This window comes from Nocardia sp. NPDC056541 (assembly GCF_042794235.1).
GTDB lineage: Bacteria > Actinomycetota > Actinomycetes > Mycobacteriales > Mycobacteriaceae > Nocardia.
Window position 1 is genome coordinate 197,456 of sequence record NZ_JBHTUD010000014.1, and the last position, 16,663, is coordinate 214,118.

The window sequence follows — 16,663 nt, forward strand, 5'->3', positions numbered from 1 at the left end:
TTTCGGCGGGGGCTTCAGTCGTCTTTCCGTCTACCGGTCGGTCCTCGCGTCAGCTCGCTCGGTGGATGGGGTGGACTCGGGAGAGGGCGCGTTTGGCTTCGGCCAGGGAGATCATCTGGTCTTCGTCGTCGATATCGGCGACGGCTGCCTCAGCCCATTCGCGCAGGAGGGTGGAGACTCCTACCCGACGTTCGTCGGCGAGGGATTTCAGCCGGCTGTGCAGACCGAGGGGGAGCCGGATCGACGTGGTCACCATGATGTCTTCGTTGACGGGAAGACGTGGTGGGGCATCGGTGGGCTCGTCGGAGAAACTCAGCCGATCCATGAAGTCGGCGAGTTCTTCTTTGCTGGACGGAAGTCCTGGCTCGCTCATGATCGGGTCTCACTTTCCCACTGCTCGAATTGCGCCAGTTCCTCGGCGCGCATCGTGCGTGCGCCGATGATCACCCACGTCCAGTCCTCCCGTTGCCGCATCACCACGATCAACGGGCGGCCGGCTGTGGTGCGCCCCCACACCGTCAGGACGGTCACCTGGCCGTCGAAGGCCGGGCGTGGCCACCGTCGTGACGCTGCGAGGACCTGCCGAACCTCGCTGGGTTCGATGCCGATCAGGTGAGCGATCGCCCAATCAGGCCACTCGAAACCCATAAGTCCATAATACGCATGTAGTAACGCCATGTGAAAGTGCTGAGTTTCGGGCGGGCGTCGGTACGCTCGCGGTGTGTCGATACAGCGGAGGCCGTGTTGGGCGAGGTGATGCGCCCGCTGTCGGCATCGGAGCGGTGGTTCTGGCTCGTCGATCAGTTGTCGCCGGCGAATTGCGTGGTTCGATTGCGGGTGCGCGGCCCGATCGGCGCTTACCGCTTGGAAGAGGCCGCTGACGCGCTGGTCGCGGAATTTCCGCTACTGCGGGCAACCGTTGTCGACGGCCCGCGTTTCGCCCCGTCCGCCGACCCGCATCTACCGGTCCTGCACCGCATGGTCGACGACCCCGACGAGTGGCGCACGGTCTTCGACGAACAGCTGGCCGAGCCCGTCGACCTCGCGACCGCACCTGGGCGCCTCATCGATCTGGTGTGGCGCCCTGGCACTTCCGAGGAACACCACGACCTGATCCTGGTGCTGTCGCATGTGCTGCTCGACGGCCGCTCGATGACGTCGCTGGGGTGGCGAATCCTCGCTTACGCCTTCGGATCTCCCCTCCCCGGCGCCGCGCGTCCGCCGATTCCGGCCCCCGACGACCTCATCCCTCCCGCACATACGCGCCTGCTGCGCTGCCTGCGCACCAACCTCACCGGTCAGCTCACCGCGATGGCGCGCCGCCCGACCAGCCTGCCCGGCATCGCGCCACCACTTCCGATCCGCCGCACCCGCACCGTGATCCGCACCGTCGAGGGCGACACCCTCACCGAGCTCCGGACCCGCTGCCACCAGCACGACGTCACCGTCAACGCCGCGCTGACCGCCGCCTTGGCCAACGCCCTCGGTGAACTCGCCCCCCGGTCCTCCGGCGTCGCGGGCATCGGCATTCCGGTCGACGTCCGCTCCCGCTTGAACCCGCCCCCGGCCGACGACGAGCCCGGTATGTTCACCGCGGTCGTCCCCACTTTCGTCCCCTACGGCCCTGGCCATTCCCTGTGGGACGCGGCTCGCGCGGCGAAAACCCAACTGCACCAGCAGCTGGCGAAGAACACCGACCTCACCGCCCTGGCCGCCATCCGCTACGGCTGCCCCCGCTCGCTCGAATCCGGCAGGCGCACCATCGAACTCATCGACCGCCGGGCTCCGTGGAACGTCACTCTCAGCAATCTGGGCAGACTCTCACCGCCCGAAACCCCTGAGCCGCTGGATATCACGGCGCTGACGGTCGCCGGGACGAACTCCTGCGCCAGTGCGCTGACGGTCGCGGTGGCCACTCTCGGCACCACGATGTCGATCACCTTCTGCTACGTCGACACCATGCTCCCTCGGGCCACCATCGAATCCCTCGCCGACCGCACGCTCCGCTCGGTGACCCGCTGAGCCGACCGGCAGCACCGAGTCCAACGGGCGGCCCGCACTCAGGCGAGCAGCTTGCCCACAAGCTCCCGTAGCACCGCGCGATCCGGTTTGTTCGTCCGCCCGCTGACCGGAATCCGATCCACCACCACGATGTCGTCGGGGACGGCGGTGGTGTCGATGACCTGCGGCAGTCGTTCGCGAAGCAGGGCCGCGATATCGTCTGCTCCCGGTTCGGCGACAATGGCGAGCACGATCCGCTCATCGCCGATCTCGTCCGGCAGGCCGACCATGATCGCCTCGCGCACCCCGTCGATCGCGGTGATCACCGGCTCGTACAACCCCGGGTAGACATTGGTCTTCCCCCGGATCATCATGTCTTTCTTGCGTCCGGTGAGGACGAGTTCCGTTCCGTCCCACCGTGCGAGGTCCCCGGTCGCGATCTCGGTCAGCGGCTCCGCGCCGAGATACCCGCGGCACAGGTTCGGGCCCGACAGCACGAGTTCCCCGTCGTCGGCGATCCGCGCCTGCACACCACGCACCGGAGCGCCGAGCAGATCCCCGTCGTGCGCGAGCTTGGCGGTGCCGGTCGCGATCGCCACCGGCAGGATCTCCGTCATCCCATAGATCGCGAGAAACTCGGTGTCGGGCAACGATTTCCGTGCCCGGCGCAGGAGTGCGGAGGTGACCGGCGCGCCGCCGAGGGCCACTTGACGCAGATTCGGCGGCGGCTCGAGGTCGCCGGCTTCGATCGCGTCGAGCGCGACAGCGAGATCGGCCGGGGTGTAGAACGTATGCGTAGCGCTCCGCAGATTTCGCGTGAATCGGACAGGATCGATGTGCGTCCCGAACCGTGGATACCGCGGCATCGCCCACCGCGCCCCCGCCATCAACGCGGGCAGTCCCATCATGAGCTGCTCGGTGTGCAGGAAGGCGCCCGGCGCGAGGCTGGTCTTTCCGCCCATCGCGGCGAGTCCCGCGCTCAGCGAAGCACGCGTGTGCACCACGGCTTTCGGGTCGTCCGTCGTTCCGGAGGTGAAGACGATCAACGCCGCCGCGTCGGGATCCGCGGCGGGCAGGGCGGTCTCGCGTGCGTCACCGGTGAACCGCCGCAACGGAATCGACCCGAACGGCGTACCGGGCAACCACACTCCGCTGTGGATATGGCGAACATCGAGCGCGCCGAACCGCGGCAGTTCCAGCCCCTTCTTGCGCCCGAACCCGGCGAGTGGGCCACTCACCGCGTACAGCAGCGATTCTGTTGCGGCCCAAGCTGGTTCGACCAGGCCGACTCGCTTGGCGAAGAGCTCCGGCCCGACGCCGGGGTCGACGAACACGATCGTCCCGCCCGCTGCGATCACCCCGAAGATCACCAGCACCGACGAGACACTCGGCCGGATCGAGAACAGCATTCGATCGCCCGGCGCGAACCCCGCCTCGCCGAGATTGTGTGCCACCCGGCCGATGGACTCCACCAGCTCCCGGTAGGTGAGCGCGCGCTTGCCGACCGTGCCGAGCGCCGACGCGTCCGGAATCCGTGCGGCTTGCGCGGCAAGCCGTGCGAGAAAGTCGGTCACCGATGTTCCCCTCCACTGCCGATCGGCCCGGCCGCGGTCACCGAATATCGACCACGTCGGGCCGATACCGATGATCGGCGTACCAGGCCAGCGTCTTGCGAATACCCCAGGCGCGCACTCGCCGATTCGAGCCGTGCACCCGCACGTCCCGGCGCAAACCGTAGTCGGTGGTGATCGTGCGCACCGCGTTGACCAGCGCCCGGTCCTCGTGGAGATCCTCGATCGCGGTGCGCGGGAATCCGCCTGCGGCAACATACAATTCGGCGGTGATGGCCATGTTGCACCCCGGTGTCATCACATAGGGTCCGAGATACTTCGGATCCCGGTTGCCCGAGCGCACCTTGCCGAACGTCGAGGCCACTTCCAGTGCCACCCGAATGATCGTGCGGTCGATCCAGGAAACGCCTTCATCGGTGCGCGGAATCAGCTGACCGCTGACCAATCGCAGCCCGGAGCCGAACCCGGCCTTGATCCGCCGGGTCCAGTCGGGGGCGGGCAGGCAGTCGGCGTCGGTGCGCGCGAGGTAGGTGGCGCCTCGGGAAATCGCGTAGCGCATCCCGGTATCGGCGGCGGCGCCGGTGCCCTTCTGCTGCTCGTCGATCACCACGATGCGCGGCAGTGGATGGGCGGCGGCGAAGGCCCGCACCACCTCGACGGTGCGGTCGGTGGAGTTGTTGTCGACCACGACCACCGTGAAATCCGTGTCCTGCTGCGCCGCGATGGCATTCAGGGTGCTGCCGATGCCGCGTTCCTCGTCGAAGGCGGGAATCACCACCCACAGATCACTCACGCGTCCTCCAGCAGCCGGTCCAGCCCGCCGACCTGGTCGACCCAGCGGTGGAAGTCGTCCAGGCCGGTCGTGAACGGCACCTCCGGTCGATAGCCCAGTTCACGGGCGGCGCGCGAAATGTCATAGGTCGCCGATCGGGTGACGAGCGCGACCGCGTACCGCGAGAGCGGGGGAGTCCACCGCTGCGCGACCGCCGGTATCCGCCACAGTGTTTCGATCGCCGCCAAGGCCCCGCCGAGCACCGGCGCGGGCACCGTCACGCTCGGTCCGGCCAACGAGAACCGTGCGGCCACCGCGTCCAAGGTCGCCCATACCGGCACCGGCTCCGCGTCGGCGATGAAATACGCACGCCCACCGATTTTCTCGGCCGTCAGCGCGAGAGTGGCGGCGTCGACGAGGTGGTCGATGTAGCACAGCGAAGCCCGAACATCGCGCCCGCCGGACAGATCCGGCAACCGCCCCGCCCGCAACTTCGCCAGAATCTGCACGATCGGCCCGTGCCGGTCGCCGGGCCCCCACACCGCGCGCGGCCGCAGCGAACACGTCGTGAACTCCGGTGTATCGGAGGCCAGCACCAATTGCTCGGCCACGGCCTTGGTCTCGCAATAGCTGTTGAGAAATCGCGCCGGGTAGGGCACGGTCTCATCGATCCCCACCTGATCCCCGCCGTCGGGTGCCATCAACGCACTCGGACTCCCGATGAACACGAACCGCCGTACTCCGGCTGCCGCGGCTTCCTGCATCAGCCGATCGGTCCCGGCCACGTTCACCGCGAAAAACTCGGCGGGCCTGCCGAATTCACCGAGCAGGGCCGCCGCGTGCACCACTGCGCGCACTCCGGCCACCGCCGCGGCCAGCGCACCCGCGTCGGCGAGATCGGCCACCGCCACCTCGACACCCTCCGGTGCCGAGGCCGGATCGCGAACCATCGCCCGAACCGGCACCCCGCGCGCCACCAGCCCGCGCACGATCGCGCCGCCGACGAACCCGCTCGCGCCAGTCACCAGCACTGTCATCGCGCCACGCTATCCCGTCGACGATCTCGCGAAGCCGCGGCCGGACGGTGCCGCCTCGGTCACTGTTCGCCCTCGCCCAGCGTCTTCCACCAGGTAGCCCCGAGCAGCATGGTCATCACGGCCGCACGACGACCCGAGATCCCCCGTTCAGCGGCCACTTTCCGGGCTGCTGGAATCTGCGCGGCGTGCACCCCGACGCTCAGCACCACATCGATCCAGAAGGCCACCCGCAGCCACCGGGCCCGGAACGGCCGCACCACACCGGCGATCAGGAATATCCAGCCGATCACCGGAATCGACCGCAGCGCCAGCACCGCTCTCGGGCTGGGCACCGCGACCGAAGTATCGGCCGCCGCGCGATGGCGACCATGTCGCGGCGCACTCACCGGATCCGGAACAACATGCAGAGACCGTGTCACCGCACACCAACCCCTCGATAGGTCACTGCCGCCGCGGTGGGTCCACCGTCGGCGGCGACGAACAGCAACGGTCGTTCGGCCAGTCCCGCGTCACGAGCCGCCACGAACGCGGCGGTCAACGCGGAAGTGTGTGCGTCGGCGGCGAAGTCGTCGGTCACCACCGCGCCCACGCCGAGCTGGGCCGCCAGTTCGCCGGCGAAGTCCGCCGTCGGCTTACCGCACAGCAGCACCACCTGTCCGGCGTCGATACCGTCCGCCGCCAACGCCTCTCGCGCCGCGATAGCGGCGTGCTCGACGAGTTCCGCTGTCCCGGTGAGCAATTCCACCGTCAGCGAGGAACGGCCCTCGGCTCCCATCGCGGACAGCTTCACGTAGCCCTGCGGGTCGGGCAGTACGTCGCCGGCACTCACATGGACTCCGCCGAAACCCGCCGCTTCGGCGGAATTCTCGAGCACGAGAGCCGCCCCTACCGGCTCGAACGCGAACTCCACATCGGCCCGGCCCGACGGATGCGCGTCGCCCGACACGACGACGACATGTCCCGTGGGCAGATCTGCCAGCAGCGATGCGGCCACCCCGACCGCGTTCACCACCCCGCAGGCACCGTTCATCAGATCGAACGACAAGCACGGCACGTCACCGCGCCGATAGTCCAGCCCGATCCCCGCGGCCTGCTGGATCAGCGCCGCGACCGCTGGTTCCACCAGGTTCGCATCGCGATAGACCCCCACATTGATCAGTGCGTCGACCTGCTCCGGCGGACAACCGGCTCCCGCTAAGGCGTCGCGCGCGGCGCTTGCCGCCTGTCTTACCGAGCTGACTCCGCCGCTGCGCGTCACTGCCGAAGAAATGATGATTCCCATACTGTCCTATACCCGCAGATCGCCGATTGTCACCGACAAGAATCCGGCGACCACCCCGGAAGCTGCCGGTACCAGCAGTACTTTCGACCCCGGCTCGATCAGTCCCTGCCGCAACGCGTCGTGCAACACCACGAAATGCGAGGTCGACGCGGTATTGCCGTATCGGTCCAGCACCGCGAGTCCCGGCGGCATCGCCGCGTCGAATTCGCGCTCGGCGATCTTGTTGATCAATTCCACAGCGGGGCCACTGAACTGGTGATGGATCAGGTAGTCGTAACCCTCCTCGGCGAAGCTGGAACCGCGGGCGGCCAGGAACTCCAGCTGCCGCGAGGTCCACAGCAGGTACCGGGACTCGTTGTGCATCGCCCGGTTGTCGGTGTAGAGCGCGACTCCCGGCCCCTGGTCACTGGGCATCCCCAAGCACAGCTTCGCGAACGCGGCGCTGGTGTTGAGCTCCACGTAGTCGAGCCCTGGCCCGTCGGTGCCGTCGAGCAGCACGGCCGCCCCGGCGTCGCCGACGGTGAGCGAGGCGAACTGCGGGTCGTACTTCTGCGAGATCTCCCGCACCGCGGTGTCGGCGATGGGCGTGATGCACTCCCCGGACACCACCAGGCCGCGACGCACCGCACCGGATCGAATCATCCTGTCCAGCAGGAGAACTCCGGTCATCATCCCGGCACACGCGTTGGACACGTCGAAATGGATCGCCGTGTTCGCCCCGAGTGCGGTGCGCAGCATCAGAGCGAACGACGGTTCCAGGCAGAAGTCCTCGCCCCGGGTCCGGGTGATCGAGCAGGAGATGATCACATCCAGATCGGCGGCGTCGTAGCGCGAATTGCCCAGTGCGCTGCGGGCGGCGGCCGAGGCGATGGTGAAGGAGTCCTCGGATTCGCCGCGTACCCTGCGCGCCCTGACTCCGCTGACCTTCTCCAGATCCAGCGGCGCGTCGACGGCCAGCTGCGCCAGCAACTCCGCCGTGGTCACTTCTCTGGCCGGCAGATACGCGCCGACGGCTTCGATTGTCGAACTCACCATGCTTGTTCACTTCCAGATATCGCGTGATGCACAGATCACCACCAGCGCATCTCGTCGATCCTAGCCACAGACCTTCACTAATCGGGCGTGCTCGATTAGATTCTGCCGGGGTGTGGAGCTCCGCCCGACGCCATGAACTAACCCTACTCGCCGCTGGTCAACCCTGGTTGCCTGGATTATTGCTGCTGGGACGGTTCGCGCGGCCCATCCGCAAGGTGCCCGAACTCGGCTGGTTCGTCGCCGATCCGCTGGTGGCCCGCCAGATCTACAACGACAGCACCCATTTCAGCATCGTGTCCGAGGGCGCGGCCGGGCACTGGTGGGCGCAGGTCATCGGCGACTGGGTCGAGGATCTGTTCGAGGGTCCCGGCCATACCGACCTGCGGACCAAGGTGCGCGACCTGTTCACCCTGAGCCACACCGATGCTCTGGTCGAGCGCGTGATCGGCCCCGACCTGCGTGACCTGCGCGAACGCCTGGCGGCGGGGGAGACCGTCGACATCGCCGCCCGCGCGCAGATCCTGGTCGGGCGCAGCGTCTCCGACCTGGTCGGCATGCGCCCCGAAGACATCGCCGCGGCCATCGGCGGCGACTACACCGACGATCAGGACGCGCTGTTCCTGCGCCTGTTCCATCACGTCGAAGAACTGGTCAACCTGGGTTTCGGCACGATGGCCTCGACCACGCTCGACCCGGTGGCGCTGGCCCGCGCCCGGGAGCTGGCCACCCAGCTCGCCGTCAACGTTCCCGACGCGTACGCCCGCGCCGATCCCGACACCACCCTCGGCCGCTGCCGCGAACTGGGCCTCGACGTCGAGCACGCGGGCGGCCTGGCGATCCTGATGGCCGTCGCGGGCACCGACACGCTCGCCAGCGCCATGACCAGAATGGTCGCGATCATGCACGACACCGACCAGCACCGCGCCCTGCTCGCCGCTCCTGATCGCCTTCCCGACGCGGTCCGCGAGACCCTGCGCGTCACGAGCCCGGCCTACCTCGTCGGCCGCTCGGTCACCGCGGATGTCCGCATCGCCGACCGCGACCTGCGCGCCGGCGAACACGTCAAGATCCTCACCTGGACCATCAACAACGCCGCGGGCGAGTTCCGCGTCGACCGGGACTACAACCCCGAAACCCGCCAGCTCTGGTTCGGCGGCGGCCGCCACCTCTGCCTCGGCGCCCAGCTCGTCCACTCCGAACTCACCGCGCTTCTCGAAGCCCTGACCGCAGCCGGCCGCCCGTGGGAGATCGTCGAACGCCGCTACCGCAGAAAGGTTTTCATCCCCACCTACGAGGCGCTGCGCATCCGCCTCGCGCGCTGAACAGCACGAAAGGCCCCGTCCGGGTGGACGGGGCCTTTCCGGTGACGACTACTGGTTTTCCGGCGCGTTGATCCGGTTGCTGAAGCCGATGCCGATGGCGATCGCGGCGGGGACGCCGGTCAGCACCAGGCCCGCGGCCGCACCCAGCGGGATGCCGACGGCGGCACCGGCGAGGCAACCCGCGAGGCCGGTGGCGCCGCCGAGGGCGAGCACCGGGACGCCGAGAACCAGGCCGCCGACGCCGCCGATGGCGCAGCCCGCGAGGCCACCGGTGAGGGTGCCGACGAGAGTGCCGATGGCGGTGATGATGCCGAACTGGGTGGCCGCGGCGCTGACGGCGTCGTCGAAGGCGTCCTGCCGGACGACGTCCTTCAGCAGGGTCGACGGGCGGGCCGAGGCCACGTCGGTGCGCGGGGTCAGGGTGGCGCGGGTGCCGTCGACGGCGGCGTCGATCGGGTACTCGAGGTCGTCGAGCGTGTAGGCCAGCGGCAGGGCGGCGACGATGTTGCCCTGGTTGTCGCGCACCTGGAACTGGTTGTTCTCGGTGGTGAGCGAGCCCGCGTCGGTCTCGACGACGACCGCGTCGCCCTCGATGCCGGTCTTCCAGTTGATGCCGGGCAGCACCTGGTTCACACCCTGGTTCACGCCGTCGAGGAAGGCCGCGACGGGCGCGGGAGCAGGCGCCGGAGCGGCGTGCGACGTGCCGGTGGCAACGCCGAGCGCGGCGATGACGAGTGCGGAGGTTGCGGCAACCTTGCTGATGTTCATGAATGCAGTCTTTCCCTCAATGGCGATGCTCCCTGGGGAGCGCAGGCCCTCGATCGAGCACCCATGATCAAGTGTCCAACTGTTTGTTGCTGAAATGTAACTTATAAAGTCTTAAGAGTTCAAAACGGACAGTGACGTGCGTCATTGCCGGTGAATTCGATTAACTGTGAACAGCTTTCGTGCGCAATTCACCGGCCGTGATCTGAAGCACATCAATGTCGAAGTCCTGTCACCAGCCGCAACCGTCGTGCGAGGTCGGAGGCGAATACCCGTTCGGGGTCGACCCGGTCCCTGACCCGGCGCCATTCGTCGAGCCGTGGATACATCGTCGCGATCATCTCGGGGGTGGTCCGTGATTCCTTCGCGAGGTACAGCCGTCCACCCGCCGCCCGCACCCGCTCGTCGAGGTCGGCGCAGAATCGGTCGAGCCCGCTGGAGAGCGCGAAATCCAAGCTCAGCATGTATCCGGGATGCGGCCACGACAGCGGCGCCGGATTGCTCGCCCCCATGCGCTTGAAGACGTTGAGGAACGAGTGGTGCCCTGATTCGGCGATGGTGCGCACCGCGTCGGCCAGCTGCTGCTCGGCCCCGAACGGCATCGAGAACTGATACTGCAAGAACCCGCGCTTGCCGTACGCCCGATTCCATTCGCCGAGCAGGTCGAGCGGGTGATAGAACTGCGTCAGATTCTGGATGCGCCCTCGCGACCGCCGGGGAAACAGGCGATGAGCGGCCTCGGCGGCAATCCGGGTGGTCACCGAATTGACCATCCCGTTCGGAAAGATATCGGGCACTGTGAACAATTGTGGGGCATCGAAATTCAAGGGTTTGCTACGCAGTCTCGACGGCAACTGATCGACCGTGGCCAGCGAGCCCCGGCTGAATCCGGCCCGCCCGAGTTTCGCCCCGGTGGAAATGGTGTCCGGCACCGCCATCGAGTAGTCGTACCCGTCATCGGAACCGCCGGTCAGCAATTCCATCGTCTCGTCGAGATCGCGTGTGCGGTCGTTGTCGACGAGGAAATACGCGGTCTCGGTGTGCTTCAACCGAACTCGCGCGCCGATGATGATGCCGGTGAGCCCCATCCCGCCGACCGTCGCCCAGAACAGTGCCGAGTCGGGCCCCTCCGGGCCCAAGGTACGTACCGTTCCGTCGGCGGTCAGCAGATCCATCGACACCACGTGATTGCCGAAGCTGCCCTGCGAATGATGGTTCTTACCATGGATATCCGCGCCGATCGCCCCACCGACCGTCACCTGCCGGGTACCCGGCAGCACCGGGACCCACAGCCCGAACGGCAGCGCCGCCCGCATGAGCGTGTCCAGGCTGATGCCCGCGTCGACCTCGACGATCCCGCTGTCGGGATCGATGCTGTGGATGCGGTCCAGCGCGGTCATGTCGACCACCAGTCCGCCCGCGTTCTGCGCCGGATCCCCGTAACTACGCCCGAGCCCGCGCGCGATCACCCCGCGCGGTCCCGCGGTCCGCACCCGTTCGGCGATCACCGCGATGTCGGGGGTGCGCAGCACTTCGGCGACGGTCGGTGCGGTGCGGGCCCATCCGCTGAGGCTGCGGCACGCGCTGACTGGATTCGGTTGCGTGAATGTCACAGGGGCTCACGCTAAAACGGGTTCCTGTGTGCAGCCTGAGGTAATCGTGCGGTTATTGCGGAGATGCCTGCCGCGGGCTGAGGGTGCCGTCGTGCATCGTGGTGATGCGGGTGCAGGCGGCCGCGAGGAGGGGCTCGTCGTGGCTGATCAGCAGGACGCCGAGGTTGTCGTCGGCGCGCGTCATGACCAGGCGGATGATGGTGGCGGTGGTGGCCGCGTCGAGCATGGCGGTGGCTTCGTCGAGGATGAGGTAGCGGGGGTTCTGGGCGAGGGCGCGGGCCAGGCAGGCGCGTTGGAGCTGGCCGTCGCTGAGGGCGTGGGGGCGGCGGTCGAGCAGGTCGGGGGTGAGACCGACAGCGGTGGCCAGCGCGGCGAGATCGGGGACCGTGGCGCCGCGGATGCGGGCGGGCTCGGCGATGATCCGGGCGAGAGTGAAGTGGGGATTGGTCGCGGCACGGGGGGATTGAAAGACCATGGCGATGGCGCCGCGAGCCCGGCGGGGTGCCTGCCCGTCGACGGTGACAGTGCCGGAGGTGGGCGTGAGTAGCCCGGCCATGGTTCGCGCGAGCGTGGTTTTCCCCGATCCCGAGTCGCCGGTGATTCCGACGATCTCGCCCGGAGTGATCCGCAGGTCGACCCCGCGGATGACGGATTCCGAGCTGTAGCCCGCGGTGATGGAGTCGGCGATCAGCATCAGGACCTCGGTCGGCGAATCATGCGCGGCAGCTGGGGAACCAAGTGCGTCGGGCCACCCGCGTAGGGACAGATCTCCGACAGGTTCGTCAGCGCTCGCGGGGGATGGGGGAGCGGGTGCAGGCCGTGTTCGGGTAGGGCGGCGAGCAGGTCGCGCGTGTAGTCGTGCCACGGATCGTCGAGCACGTGAGCCCCGGGGCCGACCTCCATCAGGCGTGACGCGTACATCACCGCGACAGTGTCGGCGATGCCCGCGCGGATCAGATGCCCGAGATCGTGCGTGATCAGCAGGACCGCCGCACCGTCATCGGCGCACTCACGCAACAGTTTTCCGATCTGGTCGGTGCGCGTGCGATCGAGTCCGGAAGTGGGTTCGTCGGCGATGATCACCTCGGGGTCACCCGCCAAGGCGGCCGCTACGGCTGCCCGCTGGGCCATGCCGCCCGAGAGCTCGTGCGGATACAGGTCGAGCGCGGCGACGGAGAGCTCGGCGCGCTCGACGAGGTCGGCGGGGGTGTGTGCGGTGCCGAGCGCGGTGATCGCCTCCGCGAGTTGAGATCCGACGGTCCGTACGGGGGAGAAGTAGGTGCTCGGTGACTGGGGGACCAGGGCGATGTGACGGCCGCGATACGGCAGGTGGGCGGCGAGGATGTCGATCGGTTCGGGGGCCGGGTCCGCGCCACCGAGTTGCAGGCGAACGGACCCGGTGGTGATGGCTTCGCGTGGTAGCACACCCATCACGGCACTCGCGACAATCGACTTCCCGCAACCGGATTCGCCGACGAGCGCGGTGATCGCGCCTGCCGCGATGTCGAGAGACAGTTCGGTCACCGCGTGCACCACGCCACCGCGGCTCACCGGAATGCGGACGGTCAGCGCGTCGATGGACAGGCAGGTACCTGACTCGGGCGATCTCGCGCTGTTCATGTGGCCTCCTCGGCGGTCGCCGCAGCGCGACGTCGGCCATGGCATCCCGGCATCGGCGGGTCCTGCTGTGCTCGGTTCATCGCGGCATCCGTGCAGGTTTCGGTGGGGCCAGCAACCCGCGGAGTGACGATCCCGAGACGGCGACCGCCACCGTCGTCAGCACCAGGAATCCAGCGGGGAAGACCAGCGTCCACCACCCGCCCAGCAGCAGCGACGTGCGCGCTTCCTCCAGCAGTGTGCCCAGGCTCGGCTCGTGCGGCGGCAGTCCGAACCCGAGGAACGACAAGGTCGACTCGTGCCAAATCGCGTGCGGGAGAAGCAGAACCACCGCGATCAACGCCTGCGGGGCGACGGCGGGCAGCAGATGTCTGACCAGCAGGTGAGCGCGACTCGCACCTGCGAGCACCGCCGCGGACACGTACTCGCGCTCGCGCAGACTCAAGCTCTCCGCCCGCACGATCCGCGCCACCTGCACCCAGTGCGTGAGTCCGATCGACAACACCACCGCCAGCGCGTTTCCCCGGAACAGCGCCACGATCACGATTCCGAGCAGCAGATGCGGCAGCGCGTTCGCGGTATCGGCGAAGCGCATGATCACCCGATCCACCCACCCACCGGCCAGCGCGGAGACAGCACCGACCAGCACCCCGATCACCGTCGACACCGCAGCCGCACACGCCGCGACCACCAGCGAGGTCCGCAATGCCGCCGCGATTCGCACGAACAGCGACCGCCCGGCCGAGTCGGTCCCGAACCACCACTGTCCGGACGGTGCCTGCCGTGCGCTCGCGAAGTCGGTCAGCCGATCGTCGACCCCACCGATCCACGGCACCGTCACCGCGTACAGCACCACCGCGGCCAGCACCGCCAGCGCGACACAAAGCCGCCGCTCACCGCCCGCTGACGCCCAGCAGGCACCGCGCCGCCCCTCGGCAGCTTCGCGCGGGACGTCGCGTGCACGAACGCGCAGGCGATACCGCTCACCCATCGGCGCGCACCCTCGGATCGAGCAGCACCACCGCGACATCGGCGAGCAGCGAGCCGAGCATCACCGCGCAGGTCGTGCCGACAGTCAGCACGGCAAGCAGCGCCATGTCCAGATCCTTCGCGGATTGCACGAACGCACCGGCGATCCCCGGCCACGAGAAGATCTCCTCCACCAGCACCGCCCCGACCACGACCTCCGGCAGTCGCGCGCCGAGGATCGTCACGAACGGGGCCAGCGAGGCAGGCAGGATGTGCTTGCGGGTGATCGTCGCGGGGTCGATGCCGCGCGTGGCGGCACCGACCACGAAATCCTCACCGCGATTGCCCGACACCGATTCCCGCACGGCCAGCAGGAGCCACGGCACCTGTGAGACGGCCAACGCGGCAGCGGGCAGCACGAGATGTCGCGCCACCTGACCGACCCCGGCCTCGGCCCCGGCGTCGGTGAGCCCGGCAGGCGGCAACCAGCCGAGTCCGACCGCGAACACGCCGATCGAGGCCAGCGACACCACGAACGGCGGTAGCCCCTGCATCACCACACACGACGTGGTGACCAGCCGATCGATCACCCCACCGCGATGCATGCCCGCCCAGACGCCCGCGCCGAGCGCGACGGCGATCGCCACGCTCATCGCGATCACGACCAGCAGCACTGTCCACGGAATCCGTTGGGCGAGCAGGGTACTCACCGGCTGGGCGAACCCGCGGGAAACGCCGAGGTCGCCGCTGAACAGGTCGCCGATCCAGCGTCCGTACAGCTGGTACCACGACGCGTCCAGCCCGAGCTGATCGGTGAGCATCGCCCGATCCGACGCACTCGTCGTCTCGTAGCGGGCGCCGAGATAGCCGACCAGCGGGTCGAACGGCGACACCGCCGCCGCGGCGAAGAGCGCGGCCGACACCGCGGCGAGCACCGGAATCAACGCCGCCAGTCGCCACCCGACCATGGCTCGGAGGCCGCGTCCGCGAACGCGACTGCGCCCCATCAGCGGGTCCAGGTCTGCAGCGACCACCATGGTCCCCAGGTGACGCCGTGCGCGTGCGGCTCGAGAATCGGTCCCGACATCGTCCAGGAAGAATCCTTCACCACATAGGTGTGATCGAGATGGACCAGGAAGACGTGGCTCGGATCCTGGGCATACCGGCTCTGTACCTCCCGGTACGCGGCGGCGCGCACCGCGGGATCGACACTGCGCCTCGCGGTGTCGAGTCGCGCGTCGATCGCGGGATCCGCGTGCCTGCTCGCATTGTCGTACGGGCTACCCGCACTCGGGTCGAGCAGCGGCGAGTGCAGGGTGTTGTAGGCCTGGGTGTCGGGATCGTAGGGCTCGCTCCCGCCGCCGAGCAGGATCCCGGCCTGTGCGATGCGCGGCTCGATCCGATCCCAGGACAGCGCCTCGAGATCGACCTCGATACCCACCCGCCGCGCATCGGAGGCGAAAGCCAGTGCGAGGTCACGGCGCAACGTGTCGGTGGAGTTGTACATCACGGTGAATCGCGCGCGCACGCCGTCTTTCGCGCGCACGCCGTCGGCGCCGGCCCGCCATCGCGCACCGTCGAGGATCTGCTCGGCACGCGCGCGATCGAAGGCGAAAGCGACCGCCGGGTTGTGGGATTCGCCGTAGACCTCGGCGAAAGGCGTGTAGGCCGGGCGACCGTAGCCGCCGAGGATGTTGTCGATCATCGCTTGCCGGTCCACCGCGTAGTTCAGTGCCAGCCGGACGGCCGGGTCGCCGGCGACCGGATCGCGCTCGGGCATCGACACACCGCGCCAATCCGCGGAAGTGTTGGCCTGCACCGACATCCGTTGTTCGAAGGTGGCGGCCAGCAGGGGCGGCAGTGACGTTCCGTCGAGTTCACCGCCGGCCATCCGCTGCGCGCGGGTGTTGTCGTCGGGCACGTAGAGCACAGTCAGCCGCTTGACCGAAGGCGCACCACCCCAATAGCTTTCGTTCGCTTCGAATACCGCTCTCGTCGGCTCCAGTGTTGTGAGCCGATAGGGGCCGGTGCCGATAGGGGCGGTATTGAGCGGTGATTCGGTCGCGGGTCCCGGTGTCGAGACGGACTCCGACGGCACGATCCCGATCAGCAGCTTGGTCGGGAACGCGGCATAGGGATGACGCAGGGTGAACCGCACCGACAGCGGATCGACGGCGTCGACCCGGTCGATCATCGAAAACGACGACCGTACCTCCGAGGCCGACGCCGGATCCAGAATCGCCCGGTAGGTCGCCACCACGTCGGCGGCGTCGAACGCCGATCCGTCACTGAACCGCACGCCGGGGCGCAGCGGCGCCGTCCAGACAGTCGCGTCGGCGTCGGGCGTCGGCAATGCCGTTGCCAGGGCGGGCTCGAAACCGGGCAGGCCGGTGCCGCCGGTGAGGCGAAGCAATCCGTCGTAGACCTTGGCCTCGCCGGCCGCGCCGTACCCGGCGACGGGGTTGTACCCACCCAGCTCATACGCGTCGGCGAGCACGAGCGAGTCGATGGACCCGCTGTCGGGCGCTCCGCACGATGTCAGCACGACCGCCAGCGCGGCTCCTACAGCGAACAGCGGCCGAGTGCGCATCCATCATCCCTACATGTTTATCTGAACAGATGAACAGATAATAGTCGCGGGCGGCGCCGTCCTGTCCACTCGGCGATTAAGCTGGGCAC

Annotated in this window: 17 protein-coding genes; 2 read left to right on the forward strand and 15 right to left on the reverse strand. The window is 68.3% G+C overall.

What is annotated here, in order from left to right:
* Window positions 1–49: 49 nt before the first annotated feature.
* A complete protein-coding gene (locus ACFQ9R_RS24555) occupies window positions 50–373 on the reverse strand; it encodes a hypothetical protein (protein WP_378632602.1) in 324 nt (107 codons plus the stop codon).
* A complete protein-coding gene (locus tag ACFQ9R_RS24560) occupies window positions 370–648 on the reverse strand; it encodes a hypothetical protein (protein ID WP_056813016.1) in 279 nt (92 codons plus the stop codon). The genes ACFQ9R_RS24555 and ACFQ9R_RS24560 overlap by 4 nt, the downstream gene beginning before the upstream one ends.
* Window positions 649–741: 93 nt before the next feature.
* On the opposite strand from ACFQ9R_RS24560, the gene ACFQ9R_RS24565 reads away from it, so the two are divergent.
* Window positions 742–2,022 carry a condensation domain-containing protein gene (locus ACFQ9R_RS24565; RefSeq protein WP_378993533.1) on the forward strand — a complete coding sequence of 427 codons (1,281 nt, stop codon included), beginning with the start codon at window positions 742–744 and terminating at the stop codon, window positions 2,020–2,022.
* 38 nt (window positions 2,023–2,060) lie between these two features.
* On the opposite strand, the gene ACFQ9R_RS24570 is transcribed toward ACFQ9R_RS24565, so the two are convergent.
* The 6 genes from ACFQ9R_RS24570 to ACFQ9R_RS24595 all read right to left on the reverse strand — a co-directional run bounded on the left by ACFQ9R_RS24570 (window position 2,061) and on the right by ACFQ9R_RS24595 (window position 7,698).
* A complete protein-coding gene (locus ACFQ9R_RS24570; protein ID WP_378993534.1) occupies window positions 2,061–3,575 on the reverse strand; it encodes a class I adenylate-forming enzyme family protein in 1,515 nt (504 codons plus the stop codon).
* Window positions 3,576–3,612: 37 nt separating this feature from the next.
* Entirely contained in the window at window positions 3,613–4,365 is a 753-nt protein-coding gene (locus tag ACFQ9R_RS24575; RefSeq protein WP_378993535.1) for a glycosyltransferase family 2 protein, read from the reverse strand.
* Window positions 4,362–5,381 carry an NAD-dependent epimerase/dehydratase family protein gene (locus tag ACFQ9R_RS24580; protein ID WP_378993536.1) on the reverse strand — a complete coding sequence of 340 codons (1,020 nt, stop codon included), beginning with the start codon at window positions 5,379–5,381 and terminating at the stop codon, window positions 4,362–4,364. The genes ACFQ9R_RS24575 and ACFQ9R_RS24580 overlap by 4 nt, the downstream gene beginning before the upstream one ends.
* A 59-nt stretch (window positions 5,382–5,440) precedes the next feature.
* Complete coding sequence (locus ACFQ9R_RS24585; RefSeq protein WP_378993537.1) at window positions 5,441–5,713, reverse strand: hypothetical protein; 273 nt, start codon at window positions 5,711–5,713, stop codon at window positions 5,441–5,443.
* An 83-nt stretch (window positions 5,714–5,796) separates the two neighbouring features.
* Entirely contained in the window at window positions 5,797–6,663 is an 867-nt protein-coding gene (locus tag ACFQ9R_RS24590; RefSeq protein ID WP_378993538.1) for a hypothetical protein, read from the reverse strand.
* A gap of 6 nt (window positions 6,664–6,669) precedes the next feature.
* Window positions 6,670–7,698, reverse strand: coding sequence for a 3-oxoacyl-ACP synthase III family protein (locus ACFQ9R_RS24595; protein ID WP_378993539.1), 1,029 nt, complete (start codon window positions 7,696–7,698; stop codon window positions 6,670–6,672).
* Window positions 7,699–7,877: 179 nt separating this feature from the next.
* On the opposite strand from ACFQ9R_RS24595, the gene ACFQ9R_RS24600 reads away from it, so the two are divergent.
* Window positions 7,878–9,020 carry a cytochrome P450 gene (locus ACFQ9R_RS24600; RefSeq protein ID WP_378993540.1) on the forward strand — a complete coding sequence of 381 codons (1,143 nt, stop codon included), beginning with the start codon at window positions 7,878–7,880 and terminating at the stop codon, window positions 9,018–9,020.
* A gap of 48 nt (window positions 9,021–9,068) precedes the next feature.
* On the opposite strand, the gene ACFQ9R_RS24605 is transcribed toward ACFQ9R_RS24600, so the two are convergent.
* The 7 genes from ACFQ9R_RS24605 to ACFQ9R_RS24635 form a co-directional block, all read right to left on the reverse strand.
* Complete coding sequence (locus ACFQ9R_RS24605; RefSeq protein WP_378993541.1) at window positions 9,069–9,788, reverse strand: hypothetical protein; 720 nt, start codon at window positions 9,786–9,788, stop codon at window positions 9,069–9,071.
* 212 nt (window positions 9,789–10,000) lie between these two features.
* Entirely contained in the window at window positions 10,001–11,398 is a 1,398-nt protein-coding gene (locus ACFQ9R_RS24610; RefSeq protein ID WP_378993542.1) for an FAD-binding protein, read from the reverse strand.
* Window positions 11,399–11,450: 52 nt separating this feature from the next.
* Window positions 11,451–12,092 (reverse strand): ABC transporter ATP-binding protein, encoded by a 642-nt coding sequence (locus ACFQ9R_RS24615; protein WP_378993543.1) that lies wholly within the window; start codon window positions 12,090–12,092, stop codon window positions 11,451–11,453.
* Complete coding sequence (locus ACFQ9R_RS24620) at window positions 12,092–13,018, reverse strand: ATP-binding cassette domain-containing protein (RefSeq protein WP_378993544.1); 927 nt, start codon at window positions 13,016–13,018, stop codon at window positions 12,092–12,094. Before ACFQ9R_RS24620 ends, ACFQ9R_RS24615 begins: the two co-directional genes overlap by 1 nt.
* Before the next feature lie 76 nt (window positions 13,019–13,094).
* Window positions 13,095–14,006 (reverse strand): ABC transporter permease, encoded by a 912-nt coding sequence (locus tag ACFQ9R_RS24625; RefSeq protein ID WP_378993545.1) that lies wholly within the window; start codon window positions 14,004–14,006, stop codon window positions 13,095–13,097.
* Complete coding sequence (locus ACFQ9R_RS24630) at window positions 13,999–15,021, reverse strand: ABC transporter permease (protein WP_378993546.1); 1,023 nt, start codon at window positions 15,019–15,021, stop codon at window positions 13,999–14,001. The genes ACFQ9R_RS24625 and ACFQ9R_RS24630 overlap by 8 nt, the downstream gene beginning before the upstream one ends.
* The gene (locus ACFQ9R_RS24635) at window positions 14,991–16,574 is read right to left on the reverse strand and encodes an ABC transporter substrate-binding protein (protein WP_378993547.1); all 1,584 of its coding nucleotides are present in this window, start codon (window positions 16,572–16,574) and stop codon (window positions 14,991–14,993) included. The genes ACFQ9R_RS24630 and ACFQ9R_RS24635 overlap by 31 nt, the downstream gene beginning before the upstream one ends.
* Window positions 16,575–16,663 lie beyond the last annotated feature (89 nt).